The organism is Paenibacillus sp. FSL H3-0302 (genome assembly GCF_037982245.1).
Lineage (GTDB): Bacteria > Bacillota > Bacilli > Paenibacillales > Paenibacillaceae > Paenibacillus_AQ > Paenibacillus_AQ odorifer.
Genome location: NZ_CP150284.1, coordinates 3,103,672 through 3,118,200, shown reverse-complemented (window position 1 = coordinate 3,118,200; position 14,529 = coordinate 3,103,672). Strand labels below are relative to the sequence as shown.

Annotated in this window: 19 protein-coding genes and 1 pseudogene; 4 read left to right on the top strand and 16 right to left on the bottom strand. The window is 39.5% G+C overall.

The features are described from left to right. Nucleotides 1–74: 74 nt before the first annotated feature. From MHH50_RS13900 to MHH50_RS13890, 3 genes are all read right to left on the bottom strand, one after another. On the bottom strand, nt 75–623 hold the full coding sequence (locus MHH50_RS13900) for a YeeE/YedE thiosulfate transporter family protein (RefSeq protein WP_170914249.1): 549 nt from the start codon (nt 621–623) through the stop codon (nt 75–77). A gap of 34 nt (nt 624–657) precedes the next feature. Next, entirely contained in the window at nt 658–885 is a 228-nt protein-coding gene (locus MHH50_RS13895) for a sulfurtransferase TusA family protein (RefSeq protein ID WP_076129313.1), read from the bottom strand. 66 nt (nt 886–951) lie between these two features. Continuing rightward, nucleotides 952–1,641, bottom strand: coding sequence for a YeeE/YedE thiosulfate transporter family protein (locus MHH50_RS13890; protein WP_076129312.1), 690 nt, complete (start codon nt 1,639–1,641; stop codon nt 952–954). A 173-nt stretch (nt 1,642–1,814) separates the two neighbouring features. Between MHH50_RS13890 and MHH50_RS13885 the strand changes: the two genes are divergently transcribed. After that, nucleotides 1,815–2,699: a LysR family transcriptional regulator gene (locus MHH50_RS13885; RefSeq protein ID WP_076129311.1), complete on the top strand. Its 885-nt coding sequence runs from the start codon at nt 1,815–1,817 to the stop codon at nt 2,697–2,699. A 2-nt stretch (nt 2,700–2,701) separates the two neighbouring features. Here MHH50_RS13885 and MHH50_RS13880 read toward each other — a convergent pair whose 3' ends face one another. The 8 genes and pseudogenes from MHH50_RS13880 to MHH50_RS13845 all read right to left on the bottom strand — a co-directional run bounded on the left by MHH50_RS13880 (nt 2,702) and on the right by MHH50_RS13845 (nt 7,411). Next, entirely contained in the window at nt 2,702–2,917 is a 216-nt protein-coding gene (locus MHH50_RS13880) for a sulfurtransferase TusA family protein (RefSeq protein ID WP_076129310.1), read from the bottom strand. A 14-nt stretch (nt 2,918–2,931) separates the two neighbouring features. Then, nucleotides 2,932–3,258 (bottom strand): annotated as a pseudogene (locus MHH50_RS13875) (PhzF family phenazine biosynthesis isomerase); the annotation flags it as partial. A 43-nt stretch (nt 3,259–3,301) separates the two neighbouring features. After that, nucleotides 3,302–4,111: a DUF5071 domain-containing protein gene (locus MHH50_RS13870; RefSeq protein WP_256716092.1), complete on the bottom strand. Its 810-nt coding sequence runs from the start codon at nt 4,109–4,111 to the stop codon at nt 3,302–3,304. Beyond that, entirely contained in the window at nt 4,078–4,518 is a 441-nt protein-coding gene (locus MHH50_RS13865; RefSeq protein ID WP_175618980.1) for a hypothetical protein, read from the bottom strand. Before MHH50_RS13865 ends, MHH50_RS13870 begins: the two co-directional genes overlap by 34 nt. Before the next feature lie 332 nt (nt 4,519–4,850). Next, entirely contained in the window at nt 4,851–5,354 is a 504-nt protein-coding gene (locus tag MHH50_RS13860) for a GNAT family N-acetyltransferase (RefSeq protein WP_076129308.1), read from the bottom strand. Between the two features lie 10 nt (nt 5,355–5,364). Then, entirely contained in the window at nt 5,365–5,880 is a 516-nt protein-coding gene (locus MHH50_RS13855; protein ID WP_076194316.1) for a TlpA disulfide reductase family protein, read from the bottom strand. A 15-nt stretch (nt 5,881–5,895) separates the two neighbouring features. Beyond that, nucleotides 5,896–6,423: a ClbS/DfsB family four-helix bundle protein gene (locus tag MHH50_RS13850; protein ID WP_076194318.1), complete on the bottom strand. Its 528-nt coding sequence runs from the start codon at nt 6,421–6,423 to the stop codon at nt 5,896–5,898. A 121-nt stretch (nt 6,424–6,544) separates the two neighbouring features. Continuing rightward, complete coding sequence (locus MHH50_RS13845) at nt 6,545–7,411, bottom strand: S66 peptidase family protein (RefSeq protein WP_076217938.1); 867 nt, start codon at nt 7,409–7,411, stop codon at nt 6,545–6,547. 170 nt (nt 7,412–7,581) lie between these two features. On the opposite strand from MHH50_RS13845, the gene MHH50_RS13840 reads away from it, so the two are divergent. Next, nucleotides 7,582–8,076 (top strand): hypothetical protein, encoded by a 495-nt coding sequence (locus tag MHH50_RS13840; protein WP_076308571.1) that lies wholly within the window; start codon nt 7,582–7,584, stop codon nt 8,074–8,076. A gap of 63 nt (nt 8,077–8,139) precedes the next feature. Here the strand turns inward: MHH50_RS13840 and MHH50_RS13835 are convergent, their stop codons facing one another. Genes MHH50_RS13835 through MHH50_RS13825 form a run of 3 tightly spaced genes read right to left on the bottom strand, consistent with a single transcriptional unit; the run spans nt 8,140 to nt 10,592 of the window. Further along, nucleotides 8,140–8,613 (bottom strand): GNAT family N-acetyltransferase, encoded by a 474-nt coding sequence (locus MHH50_RS13835; protein ID WP_076194362.1) that lies wholly within the window; start codon nt 8,611–8,613, stop codon nt 8,140–8,142. 41 nt (nt 8,614–8,654) lie between these two features. Then, complete coding sequence (locus MHH50_RS13830; RefSeq protein ID WP_076280728.1) at nt 8,655–9,686, bottom strand: Gfo/Idh/MocA family oxidoreductase; 1,032 nt, start codon at nt 9,684–9,686, stop codon at nt 8,655–8,657. 18 nt (nt 9,687–9,704) lie between these two features. Further along, entirely contained in the window at nt 9,705–10,592 is an 888-nt protein-coding gene (locus tag MHH50_RS13825) for a sugar phosphate isomerase/epimerase family protein (protein ID WP_076129303.1), read from the bottom strand. A 124-nt stretch (nt 10,593–10,716) separates the two neighbouring features. Here MHH50_RS13825 and MHH50_RS13820 point away from each other — a divergent pair, with 124 nt between their 5' ends. Both MHH50_RS13820 and MHH50_RS13815 read left to right on the top strand, forming a co-directional pair. Beyond that, entirely contained in the window at nt 10,717–11,601 is an 885-nt protein-coding gene (locus MHH50_RS13820; RefSeq protein WP_076308572.1) for an AraC family transcriptional regulator, read from the top strand. Between the two features lie 28 nt (nt 11,602–11,629). Further along, nucleotides 11,630–12,451 carry a DUF2785 domain-containing protein gene (locus MHH50_RS13815; protein ID WP_076278994.1) on the top strand — a complete coding sequence of 274 codons (822 nt, stop codon included), beginning with the start codon at nt 11,630–11,632 and terminating at the stop codon, nt 12,449–12,451. Between the two features lie 89 nt (nt 12,452–12,540). Here the strand turns inward: MHH50_RS13815 and MHH50_RS13810 are convergent, their stop codons facing one another. Both MHH50_RS13810 and MHH50_RS13805 read right to left on the bottom strand, forming a co-directional pair. Continuing rightward, on the bottom strand, nt 12,541–13,335 hold the full coding sequence (locus MHH50_RS13810; RefSeq protein ID WP_076308573.1) for a hypothetical protein: 795 nt from the start codon (nt 13,333–13,335) through the stop codon (nt 12,541–12,543). A gap of 75 nt (nt 13,336–13,410) precedes the next feature. After that, a complete protein-coding gene (locus tag MHH50_RS13805; RefSeq protein ID WP_076278996.1) occupies nt 13,411–14,514 on the bottom strand; it encodes a Gfo/Idh/MocA family oxidoreductase in 1,104 nt (367 codons plus the stop codon). Nucleotides 14,515–14,529: the final 15 nt, after the last annotated feature.

Sequence of the window (14,529 nt, the reverse complement as noted above, 5' to 3'; positions counted from 1 at the left end):
CCTCCTGTGTAGACTATGATTTCAATAAAATAGGCTGACTCTCGTCAGCACTATAAGCTCAGTCTATTTCACTTTTACATAAAGAATTTGGCCAATAATTTACTGCCTATAAATGCACCAACCAGCAGGAACAATCCAAAAATCCAGCCTGAAAGCGATAAAGAAGCTATAGCCGTAAATAATGCACCTATATTACATCCATTAGCCAATCTAGCTCCGTACCCCATGAGCAACCCACCAAGTACAGCCGCCACTACCTGCTTTTTGGACTTAATTTTCTTAAGCTTGAACTCGGAAGCAAACAATGTCGCTGCTAATGCACCTAAGATAATCCCTACATTTCGAATAGACCCACCATCATTCAAAAATCCGGAAGATAATGTTTTTTGAGCTTTCTCCGTACTAAAGTAAGCCCAGTTATCTACATTTCCTCCTACCAGTCGATACGCCCAAGCTCCCCAGTCCGCGAAGGCGCTGGTTACTCCCCATCCTTTTGAGAAAACAGCCAGATGTGCTGTAGCGAACACAGCGAGAAGTACAGCTCCAGTTACATAAGTAAACGGTTCTTTGAGCAATTGCTTGTAAAAGCGGTTAGACGATATCTTCAACCAGAATTCGTTCACCGTTTCATTCACCGTCCTTTCCTACTTAGCGATCCTATTTTACCTTCTCAATAACAACTTCCCACTCGCCATCATCGACCTCTTCGATTTCCACATTATGTCCCTGTTTTCTCGCCCATTCTGGTACGTTTTTCATTGCGCAGCTATGATCAATAGCAACAACTAGAACGTCTCCAACATTTAGTTCAGTCATTTTCTTTTCTGTTCTCATTAACGGTACCGGACAAGCTTCTCCCAGGCAATCAAGTGTAAATTCAGCCATCTTAAAAACCACCTTTTATATTTTTTAAAATTCCTAATAGTGAAAATATTCACGTAATAACTTAAACTAATCTGCGCTTCCCATCTTTTTCTCTTGCCATTTAACTGCAGCGATGTACAACAGAAGAATGATCAGGAACTGAACAACTAGTGCTCCAAGCCAACCAAAGACGTCTGGTAAAAATACAGTGGGTGCATCCTTTATAACGTTAGCTCTCCACCAACCCATATCATGTGATCCCCAAAGTGACCCAATGACAAAAAACACAAGTGACAACATCTGCATCGTGAATCCTTCACCTACACGCATCAATGTACCCGAAGCGCAACCCCCTGCAATAACCATGCCAATTCCGAATAATACTGCGCCAATTATCAAAGCAAAACTGATTTGACCCACATTATCCATCCCAGGAATCGGTTTACCTTCCAGGAATGCTGGATACTTTATGGCTGTAAATCCGATCGTAGCGAGAGAAAATGCTATCAGTACAGCTCTTGTTACCGATGTGCTGCCTGTAATACATGGATCTCTAAGTGATGCAGTAAAACAGAAACGTGATCTTTGCAAAATAACGCCAAACGAAATACCGAAAAGCAGGTAGACAACCATTTTATCGTGGGAATGGTCTAGGAAAAAACCAAACCCAATAATGAGAACTGTGACCAGCAACGCGATGGGCAACTGACTCTTTTTAGGTTTTCTAGGAGCTCTGGTTCGGATTGATTTCGTTTCGGGACTTACGGTTTGCCCCATAGTCTAACACCTCCATCGTTTTATGTAATTGACTATGTGAAAATAGTAACATACTTATTTGCGCTGTGGTTATCTGCTTTCTTTATGCTGTATAAGTGTTACTAATGGCACAGATGGAGCGTAATCAAGTATGCTATAGTTTGCACTAACAGCGGGCAACAGGAGGAATAAGTATGAATATGGAAACGCTTAAATTATTTTTAGATATTGCTTCGTTAAAAAGTATATCTAAAGCCGCTCAGAAATCTCATATCACCCAATCCGCACTGAGTCAGCAGTTGAAATCCTGGGAGAATACCTTGGGTTCTGAGCTTTTTGTGAGAAGTAATAAAGGGGCCAGCCTAACAGAAGCAGGGATTATAGCAGAGAAGTATGCGGAGCAAATCTGTAAATTGTATGATGATATGGTCACAGAGATCAATCATTTACAGCCAACACAACATGAGCTGTCTATTTATGCGATTCCAGAAGTCTGTAATTATGCCCTGCCATGCACCTTATATGAGGTAAAAAAGCATTTTCCAAATTGCCATATCACTCTAAACGAAGGGGCATCGTCACTAGTAGAAGAACGTTTGCTTCTTGAAGAAGGTGATGTTGGCTTTATTTCCGGACCTTCCCCGAAATCTGAATTAAGCTCCAATATGGTGTTTTCAGATCAAGTTATGCTAGTGGCAAGCAGTACGACCGTTTGTCCTGATAAAATCACACTGAATGAGCTCCCTAAATATCCGTTAATCTGGTCCTCACAGCTTCATTGTGTGCAAAGGGCTTTAAATAACATATCTGCGAGTGAGCTTAAATTAAACATACTGTTTAATCTGGACTCCCTTGAGGCGGTAAAGCTTGCTGCAATTAGAGGACATGGTGTTGCCTTTCTGCCTTATATGTCCATAAAAAAAGAGTTGTATAGTAAACAACTCAAGATTATTCATATTGATCAGTTCCAAGTAAATAACGATGTCTACATGGTAAAAAAACATAATCAGCGTTGTGACAATGATACGAAACAATTAATTCGTTATATAGAAAAGACATTGATTGATACATTGTGTTGAACTTATATCTCAATCGTAATCTCCCATACCCCATTAATAACTTCTTGGATGGTACATTTCAAATTTGAACCACGACAGTAATCCGTGATGGAAACTTTTGCGCAGCTATGATCAGTAACCAGCATCACCTGTTCGCCATTTTGAATGGCTTTTTGATGTTTTTTTAACATCATTACTGGTACTGGACAGATTTCTCCCAGACAATCAATTTCAATCATGAAGTTACCATACTGAATTGAATGGGTAGCACCCCCACGTTTGTTTCGATCTTTATCGAGCCAGCCTCACCAAGGATCCCCTTTGTTTTTAAAGCAAATAAAGATGCCATTGTAGCATGTCCACAAAGATTGATCTCATGGGCTGGCGTAAAATACTTAAGCCTTAAATCAGCTACATCTGATGAGACTACAAAAACTGTTTCGTTAAAACCGACCTTATGAGCTATCGCTTGCATGTCACTTTCGCTCAAATGAGCCGCATCTAATACTACACCAGCTGGATTTCCTTTGTTGGGATAAGGAGAAAAAGCATCATAATGAAGTACTTTTATGTTGTTCATTGGTTAGTCTCCTTTCAATTTATTTCAATAAAGCTTGATAACTTCACGAAGTGAGAAACTCAGCAGTAAAAATTTCTATTTCTCTTAAAACTTCTTGGCGGTTAGATATCGCATTACATATATAAAAACGGTCTTTATTGTGCTCATAAAACTGTTTAATTACATTAGGCTGCTGATTTAAGAATTCTTTATGAAGAGCTTCACAATCAATTTCAAGATGAGTATCATGAAGTTCCTTGAGTTCAAATACAAGGACATCTTTTTTGTGCTGGATTATTTCACAGACCACATCTTTTGCGTATATACCGTGAGTTAATAAGATTCTTAATGCCGATAGGTCATTGGCTTTTTCCTGTGAAATCTTAATTAATTCTGCTTGTATCTGTTGGACTTGTTTCGTGTTCCAATGATCAATTAATTTTTCGAAAATCCAATACACCCATTCTTGATCATCGCTGTGTTGATTTAGTACATCTTTAACATATGGAATCATCGGATCCCCTATTTCAAGTAAAAAATCAGCTATTTCCCCCGCACCTGGCCAATTTAAATCTTGTATCCATTCAAGCAAACCCGGCAATATGCTTTTCACACGTGGATATCCTAAACGTATGACTGTTTCAGCCGCTCCATCCCAATAGTCTTTTGATATAGGTTGTACTAATAAATGCAAAGCTTCATCCTTTATATATTGTAGCTTATTAATTGCATCTTCCTTTTCCTCTTCGCGTGTGTGCCATGATAATTTTTTGATTAGACTAGATGCTTCTTCCACTAGATTCACCCTTTGAACTTGAATTTTCCACCACGCCGTTCTAGCTACAACACTGCTTTCTTCCGCTTCATTATCCAAATTATTAATAAGACGATAACCGATGTCCCCAATAAGAAATACATCCAAATCGTTTTTTTAACCAATTCATCATTGGGATAATGGCCTTTATTATAAGCTTTTACAAAGATATCCTCTTGGGTCTTAATAGCAATGTAATCTTTTGGATCGGTATTGATAATTGAGTAGTAGGGCGTACCTTTAGGATAAATATTCGAGAAATTTCCCCTGTACGTGCCTTCCTCATCGGAATATTTAGTTACATGCCCTATCTTCTTATCGATTTCTTCGGAGGGGATGAGTTCATCGTCTGATATTTCGTAGATGTCACCTGAATAAACAACAAACGAACCGGCCCAATCCGCGGAGACCGCATGTAATGGCAATAAAGCAATTATGGCTAGAATTACAATAATGAATTTCTTCATCTCAACCTCCTAGCTTTGGGATTCGATTGATTTATAGATTGTTTTGAAATCTTTTCCATTATTTAATCCATCAATAAGCTCCACTAAACCTGACAAAGATTCCAAACCATCTATTAATTTCTGAATGGGCGATCATATCGAAGTTAAATCCGTCTGGATCAATATCGTTCAAAAGTATCGTTGTTGTGACCACTGAAAAATCTGGTTCTACATAAAAGGTTGAGGATTTATCATATAGACAACAATCAGCATCAGAAGAAAAAATGAAAGAAATGCGGTGATGATTATGAGTTTCTTTCTTTTTTTGATCATAGGGATTAACTCCTTACGGTTTAGATACAAAGTGATTTCCGATAAATGTATTTATGATCCTCATCCATATCCGTTGATTTCATATACCCCACACTGCGCCAAAACCTTTCATTTGCATCATTAGTCGGGGTTAACTCGATATACTTTGCACCGTCTGCATAAACATGTTTTTCGACCATTGAATAGGCAAATTCACCATACCCTAAATTCCGATACGTAGGTTCAATATAATACTCCATTAAAAAACACTTTCCACCCTCATCAAAATAAGTAACATACATTAAAAATCCAAGCACAGAACCGTCCTTATGTATAAGAAACAAATTTAAAGGATTTATATCTCTTGTTCTTAGCTCTTCAATGATCTCTCTATACTCGTCTGAATAAAAGTAATCCAGGTCAAAATCATCGCCCATAGATACGTGGAGAGATAATTCATTAATGTAACTATTAAAAAGTCCCCAAAATATATCTACATCCGATTGATCTTTTGCTGCAAAAACCTCTAAATGGATCGTATTCATTTCAACCTCCTTAATCATAGTTTTTAATGAAAATCTTAAACGAACTCTCAATTGCGTCAAAATCAGTCGAGCCAATAATTTGATCCATAACCTTGCCATCAGAGTTTATAAAAAACAACGCTGGAAAAGCTTGTTCACCAAATTGTTTATGGAGATCACCTGTTTCATCTAGGAGAACGGGATACTTAATGTTGTAATCCGCCACGTATTGTTTTACTTCAGAAAGATCATCTTGATAAAGCAAATTGATTCCGTATATGTTCACTCTATTTTTATATTTCTCATACAATGAGACAATCTTAGGAGCGTCGTCATTACAATATGGACACCATGAGGTGAAAAATACGAATACAGTCGGTTTCTCCGAAAAGTCCACTTGAATTTTGTTTCCATTCGCCAACTCTTTTAGTTCAATGTTCTCAGGACTCTTAATGGGTTTAGAAGAGTTGTTTACTACGACAAATATAATCGAGCTTAATGCAATCAAAAATATAAATGTACTTACAATAATAGATATCTTCTTCAAAAATCATCCGTCCTTTTATACTTCCTTAGTTACATTAAGCTTTTTCCATTTGCGAATCTTAGAACGAAAAGTCTTAAACGGTGCTACTGAATTAATATGAATCCATTTGACCATTGGCCATCTTGGATTGTTTCCTGTCCATTTCCGCACGCCTTGCGTAAAAAGTTCTTCATCACTTAAAGAATCAATCCAGTTCTGCCACTGATGTTCTGTCTCTTGAAATAAAGATCTTAACTCATCTAATGAGTAGGCAGCATATGTATGATAAAACGATTGATATAATCCGCCAAGTTGATTCCATTTATAATCTGGTGAAGGTGTAATAACGGTTAACCCTGCTTTTTCATCCTTATCCCATTTCATAACAAGATGCAACCAGCCCAATTGATAAGCAATGATTTCTGCTGGGGTACGATCAACCCCTTCCATACGATTGTCTCTTTGGGAGTTCTCAATGCCATCAAATTCATGATCAAGAGACTGATAGGAAATATGAATCGCATCTTTCAATTCTTCTTTTGATAGATAATCGTGTGTTGACATCATACCCCTCCTTTAAATCACTTTATTAAATTACTTTACAAATGTATTATGTACTCGCTCTGATTTCAATAAATATGCTCCATTTCCAAGTTCTCTGGCAAGAGGAATTTGATAAAGAATTTTACAAAGTGATTTTATCACCCACAACAATACACTTACTGTTACTGCCATGCCCAATCTCAGCTGTCTTTATGATAGGAATGGAGGCGGAATGGCTAATTTCCTTCACATACTCTTCTACTATCGGGAATTCATTAAAGTTCTCAAGTTCTGAAAACGACCCTAGAATCAATCCAGCACAAGCATCAAAATATTTCAATTGCTGGAGCTGAGCAAAAAAGGAGACTATTTTGTTAGCTCTGCCACTTAAACTCTCCAACAATAAAATTTTGTCCGAAGGATCCGGAAAATAGCTTGTCCCTGCCAGCTTCAAAAAGCAGCGAATATTCCCCCCGATTACTATCCCGCTCATCTGGTTACCACGAACCCAATGATACCGGAAATCGTAAAGATCGTTTTGACCCTCGAAGAATGTTCGATAAAAAGCCCTTTGCTGCTCCGCCCCATCAGAAGACACTAAATTCATCAACTGATAATGATAGGATTTCGAATTATTTTGCGTATATAAAGCGTTCAAAATAACTGACAAATCACTCATTCCGAAAAAGGGTTTGGGGGTCATTCGGATACTTTCATAGTCTATGTACTCTAAGATCTGATTGGCAGAATCCCCACCTGAAATATCGAATATCGCGCTAATTTCAGTATTTTTAAATAGTTGATTCAGCTCCACTGCTCTTTCCATGGGATTGCCGCTGAAATAACCCTCTTTTCTAAACAAAGTATTAGCCACCACTACATGGAGTCCAAATGAATGCAAAACTCTTTTTAATTCCTCTACTTTTGCTAGGTTTTCTACTCTCACACCATCTGAACAAGCAATCAGTCCTACTTTATTCCCGTGAGTAAATTTTAAGGTTGTGTTCATTTTAATAATCCTTTCGATTCTACTTTTTAGTTTAATCTCCTCAAATTTACGATCATATTTACACCATACCATATTTAGGGATTTGAATCATTTTCTTCTTGAAATTATGAAACCACAACATGGTAATATAAGTATAATAATGCAAGATCAAATACATTGGGGGTGTACTAATGCGTAAATCACCGTTGATATTAAGCATGATATTATTATCCCTGGCGTTAATTATGGGATGTAGTTCAGAAGTAGATGATGCTACTAAAGCCGCAGAGAAATATAAAAATATAGAATATACCGTCAAGGCTTCTGAGGATTTAATGTCTGATGAATCCATTCTTGCACGAAATGAAGAGATGAAACCGTATTTTACAGAATACTTTTCCGAAAAGGCTATAGCGAACCGAATTACAATTATCCCATTTAAAATCGCTGATACACAAAAGCTTTCTTTAAAACCGGAAAACCTAAAATTCAACCTTTCCGAACAAAAAAAGGATATTGTCGAGTTAAAATATACGGTGGATCTTGTTTTATTGGATAAGGATGACAAAGAAAGTAAACGTGTACCTTTGGAAGGTATATTGACTCTCTTTGATGTGGACGGTAAATGGTTAGTTCAAGGGGATCGATTTGATACTGTAGCATTAATGAACTTGATTGATGGGTAAATTTGAATATCCTTCTTATCATAAAAAGCAGACTGCTCTAATGAGCAACCTGCTTTTTTTGAATTACATTATTTTTTTGCTCATCCTATAATTGACCAACAAAACACCTTTTCGTTCTACACTTTGTTTCGCAATAACCTGGTACCCCAATCGTTCAAAAAAAGGTTTAGCAGTGATGCTTGCTTCGGTATCCATTTCATAAAGACCCTGTTCTTTTGCTTTCAATTCAAACTTATTCACCAATGCAGAGGCTACACCTTGCCCTTGGTAATCTTTGTGAACATATAATCGATCCAAATGTCCTTCTGCTGTCATATCAGAAAAGCCCACAATAATATTATCAATTTCGGCTACATAAGTGATATTTTGACGTAAAGAAGCTCTCCAAGTATTAAGCTTAAGTGCCTCTTCCTCTTTAGGTGCCCAAGCATCCAGCTGTTCCTGTGAGTAGTCTTGTTTGTTTACGGAATGAACTGTTTCGTAGAACAATGAGACAATTTGACTAAGATCCGATTCTCGGTAAGCTCTAATATTCATTTTGATCTCCTTGCTGGCGATTGTAGTAACAGAAGTCAATCTCAAAACTCCACTAGATCGATTTTCCGGCCAGATTCAGCACTTTCCAGCGCTCCGAACACCATTGCCATACTATACCGATTATCTCTACAATTCGTCTCTGCAGGACGTTGCTCTGCTAATGACAAGAACATCTCATCCAAACACCCTTGATGGAATGTTTTACTCATCTCAACGTTTTCACCATTTACACGCTTTACGTCACGAATGAACTTATCACTCTGATCTCCTGCAGTAACTACCTCAGCATATGGCAGCTCATGACCATCCCAGATTGCGGTTCCTTTCTCCCCGTTAACCCGCCAAGAAGCTTCCCATGACGTGGATGCACCTTCTGCACACCAAGATCCCTGATAGGTAAATATTGAACCGTCGGACATCTCGAAAATGCACACTGCCGAAGCATTCCCCTCATACCATGAACCGGGAGGATTAAACTCCTGACAGTATACGGACACAGGGTTCGCGCCACTAATAAACCGGGCCTGGTCGAAGGTATGAATCGCCATATCCAGCAGCAACGGACTTTTCATAACATCACGGAATCCCCCGAAATGAGCCCCAAGGAAAAAGCTTGCACCGATAAATCCTGTTCTACCAATCGTTCCTGATTCTATGATTTTTCTTAAAGAACGAATACGAGGATCATAACGGCGGTTCTGCATCACCGCATGAGCGTTTCCAGTCCGTTCCGAGATCTCAACAATCTTATTACATTCCTCCATAGTCTCAGCTAAAGGTTTCTCACTAAACACATTACATCCAAGTTCCAATGCAGTGCTAGAAATATTGAAATGACTTCCGGGAACAGTAACGTCAAAGACGAGATTTGCTGCGGTCTCCTGTATCGCCTGCTTAATATCCGTAAACGTCAGACATGAAATCCCATGCTTCGCGGCCATCGCCTCAGCTGACTCCAACCTTATATCTACTAGAGCAACGATCTTAGTATCTGGACGCAATAAAGCGTATTCAATCCATGCATTAGCCATTCCTCCGCAACCTGCAACTACTACCCGATACTGTGCTGTCATATTTCTCCCCCTGACTTATTAAAGCGGATTAGGCACAAAGCTGCCCCCGCGGCATTGTTTTAAATGATTCAAGGCATGTACTTGACCCATCATTTCCAGTTCATCCCGATAGACAGGATCATGCCAACCTTCAATATCAATGGTGCCTTTATAACCAGCCTGACGCAAAATGGAGATCACATCTGTCCAGTTCGTATCACCAAAACCCGGAGTACGGTGCCATACATAAGGTTTCGGGCCGTGGATTCCATATTCTTTTACAATATCCCAAGCGATGGTGGCATCCTTGCCGTGTACATGGAAAATCTTATCTGTCCATTTGCGCAGCTGTGGAATCGGGTCAATCAACTGCACCATCTGATGGCAAGGCTCCCATTCGAGTCCCATATTGTCGGCAGGGACAGCGTTAAACATCTTTTCCCAGGCTATTGGATGATGAGCGATATTCCAGTCCCCTGAAGTCCAATTGCCATCCATGGAACAGTTCTCAAAAGCAATTCTTACTCCGCGATCTGCTGCTCTTTTTGTCAGCTCACCAAATACCTCGGCAAACTTCGGAATCGATTCATCAATGGACACTCCTGGTAGTCGTCCCGTGAATCCTGATACCATATCAGTACCAAATACATGAGCATGATCAATAAGCCGTTCCCAGCTCGCTAATGCATCGGAATTGTCACCCGTATTCGTCAAAGGATTGCCAAAGATGCCAACCGATGAAATCACAAAATCATGTTTTGCCGCAAGTTCTTGCACACGCTTACCAGTTTCCACAAGATCTGTTTCACCTGTAGTCTGCCAGAAGGTTAAGCTAAAAGATTCGAAGCCATGACCTACGATTTGCGGAATCACTCTAACAGCATCTCCGCCACCAACTAATGTACCTATACGCATTGTATCCTTCATCTTGTGTACCACTCCAATATTGGTTTATAGTAAGTTCTATAACCCGAGTATATACTGCATTTGAGCTTAAAACTCTTATTATATTGTGTTTATATAGTCGTATATTGTGGGAGTTGAATAAATATTGAGCTATCCTAATGATCTTAAAGAATACCCTCAATTAGAAGGAAACACCTATCCGTTTCGATTGTTTTTTAATGAATGCAGACATGCGAAAATCGGCCAGAACATCCTTTTTCTACACTGGCATGAGCATTTCGAAATCATTATCATGCAAGCAGGCAGCGCCATTTTCCACATCGACAGCAAGCCCTACGAACTGCATCCCGGAGAGGTTTTGTTTGTTCCTTCTGGAGGTTTGCATGTTGGATATAGTCTGCGGGATGATCATGTCCGATTTATATCCGTCGTATTTCATAGTTCTTTATTTAAAGATTGGAAGCAAGATCCTCAACATGAACAATTCGTAGCTCCCTATTTGGAGAATCGATATCAGCTACCAGTTAAACCAGCAGCACTAGTTCCAACCTGTTCTACTTATTACTCTCTTCTGAACACTATCGTGGATGAAGTGCATCAGAAAGGTCCTGCATTTCAGCTGATCATCAAAAATCAACTTCATCTGCTTTTTGTATTGCTGTCCCGTACCTTTTTACCTGAGCAGGTGTCTGGCAGAACAAATGAACGTCAATCCTTCAATCGTGAGCGTTTCAAGCCACTGCTGGAGTACATGGAGAACCATTTTGATGAGAAAATGACCATTGAAAGTGCCGCGAGATCCGTTAATCTAAATCCATACCATTTCTGTAAAACCTTTAAGAAGCTCACCGGCCGAACCTTCATCGATTATGTTAATCTTTGCCGCGTAAATGAAGCAGAACGACTGTTGCTGGAGACAGATTTTACTGTAACGGAGATTGCTGGACGAGTGGGCTGCGACAATCCTAATTATTTTACCAAGCTGTTTAAGCAATATAAAGGAACTACACCATCCGGTATTAGAAATTAATTCACACTGGAAAATAGGAGATTATAAAATGAATTTAAAAGAAACGTTGATATGCATAAAAGAAAATGATTACCAAGCACCTCCCGATACCTTCCAGTTGGTACAAGAAATGATAAATAACATTGGTTCTTTAGATGCCCAACTACGGGATGAGCTAATTTATACAACCTTATCACATTGGATCCCAGGTAATTCTCTAACTACAAATGAACTGGAACAACTTATACCCGTTATCTTGGATAAAAACCATTTGCATTTTAAGCTTGGTGAAACCAATACAGACTCTGTCTTTACTAGATCCTTCTCTATGCTAGTCATCCCACTCCTCTTCATGAGGCATAAAGAATCACCATTTCTCTCAAGAGAGCAAATTCATCAGATAAAAGAGAAGGTATTTTGCAGTGTGCAAAATGAGCGGGATTACCGGGGGTATGACGAAGAAAAAGGCTGGGCTCATGCTATAGCCCATGCAGCAGATACTTTGGATGAATTGGCTCAATGCTCCGAACTGGATAAAAATGACCTTATAACTATCCTCGATTTGGTTTACGAAAAGATGACCATAACAGACCGAATATACTCCGATGGGGAAGATGAGCGAATGGTAAGGTCCATAATGAGTGTTTTAGATAGAAAAATGCTTAGTCAGACTTATGTAGAGCAATGGATTCAAAGTTTTGGTGATGTGGAGAAAAATCCAGAATTTCTTCCTGCCTTTAAACAAAAAAATAATATAAAGAACTTTTTGAAAAGTTTATATTTTCGAGTTAAATATTACAAAGTACATGCCAATCTCTGTCCAACAATCGAGCATACATTATATAAAGTAGAAAAAGTATACTATTCCTAATTAAAAAAAGTGAGGGTTAGAGCACCCTCACTTTCCATCTACAGTTCAAATACGTGGAGCACTTGCTACCTGTTGACGGGTCTATTAGATTATTCAGTAATTGCTAGCTCCATCCTCCGCACACTCGCAAGCGCGGGAAAAGATTCCAGCACCATCCCTGTATTCCATAACTTAACCTGCTGTCCAACCTGTAAATCCTTAAAGCTGATGGTCTCTCCAGCTTCATTAAACATTTCAGATTTCGCATTGAATGTGAACCAGTAAGATGGATCTTCGTTACCAGGTTCAAGGATTAGAATCCGCTTCGCCTGTTTAGTATCGATATCAACGATTGTACCTACTACATGCGGATCACCTATTTCTGAAATATCATAGGTCAACATCTTTGGATCGATCCACTTTTCAATTTCAAGCTTAGCTGCTTCCGCATCATCTGAAGGAATGGTAATAGTTACTTTATTACCAATCGTATCTACACCAGAGCCGTAGAGATTCAGCTTCTGGTATAGTTCTTGTTCATGCAACAATTCTTGAGCAGATAATAACTCTTGCATCGTATATTTCACATCATGAAGCTCATAAGTACCTGCAGTGAAAGTCTGAGCAAGGCTTTGCTCAATCTCCGAGTTCAAACCTACAATATTAATATGAACCTTGTTATCTTGCAGATAAATATCTCCGTTAGGAATCTTCTGAGCAGATAAGAAAGTCTTAACCGCGCCTGGATCATCCATTGCGGGGTTCGTAGAAGCTAAAATTTGTGGTTCTGAACTAATTACAGGAGTTGGAACCGGCTCCTTATTCGCTTGTTGAGCCTCTGAACAGCCACTGATTAACAAAATAACAACGGGAATCCATATCCAACCAATAATTATCTTACGCATCCTATTAACACCTCCACTCTTCATCTTCTCAAACGAAGACCGGAAGTGATAGGTTGCAGTTTCAGGAAGAATTCTCTAATCCAAAGTGTAAGGAGCAAGACCGATTGGAAGTGCCGCCGGACGAGTGCAGGTGCTTTCCATTTCGTAGAATGAATGAGCATCAGAAGAATCATGGAAAGCCCACATTGCTTCTAATACGTGATAAGCCAGTTCTCCACTGGCACGATGCCCTCTACCCGTACGAATGGCGTAAGCCATATCTGCTGGTCCAATCCCGCGGGTATTCTGATCATACCCTGACAACAACGGCTGTTCCGTCCACTCATTCTCACCCATAAGCCGGAGTTTCACGGGACCCCCAAAGTTATTCGGGTCTGGAACTTGAATCGTTCCTAGCGTTCCGTAGATTTCTATATGTGGCAGGTTGCTCCCGCCAAAGATATCAAAGCTTGTAATCAACGTTGCAATGGCACCATTTTCAAATCGTAAGGTTCCGGCTACGTGAGTTGGAATTTGAACAGGAATTTTATTCCCAAATTTCTTCTCGCTTGTAATCGTACGTTCTTCCAGCGCTTTCCCAGTCATTCCGCTAACCGTATGAATAGGACCCAGCAGCTGCACCAAAGCCGTCAAATAGTAAGGACCCATATCGAACATTGGACCTCCACCAGCGGCATAATAAAATTCCGGATCTGGATGCCAATGCTCATGTCCACGGCCCAGCATAAACGAAGTAGCTGCAACAGGTTCGCCAATTACTCCTTCATCTATCAGCTTCAAAACCGTTTGAATTCCCGCACCGAAGAATGTCTCCGGTGCACTGCCCACAAGTACTCCCTTTTCCCGCGCAGCTGACAGAACTTTGCGGCCTTCTTCTCTCGTCACAGCTAGAGGTTTCTCAACGTATACATGTTTACCTGCTTCAATAGCTTTCAGGCATACTTCCGCATGAACAGCTGGGATCGTTAAGTTGATTACGATTTCTATCTCTGGATCATTCAGTAATTGTTCTGTGGTATAGACGTTTGGAATATTGTATTTATCCGCTTGTTCTTGTGCTCTCACCAAATCCAAATCTGCACATGCAACTAGATCAAGGATCTCGAACTTTTGACAGTTCTCCATATAGATACTACTGATTTTACCGCATCCAATAATACCAACTTTGACTTTATCCATTCGCTGATCGCTCCC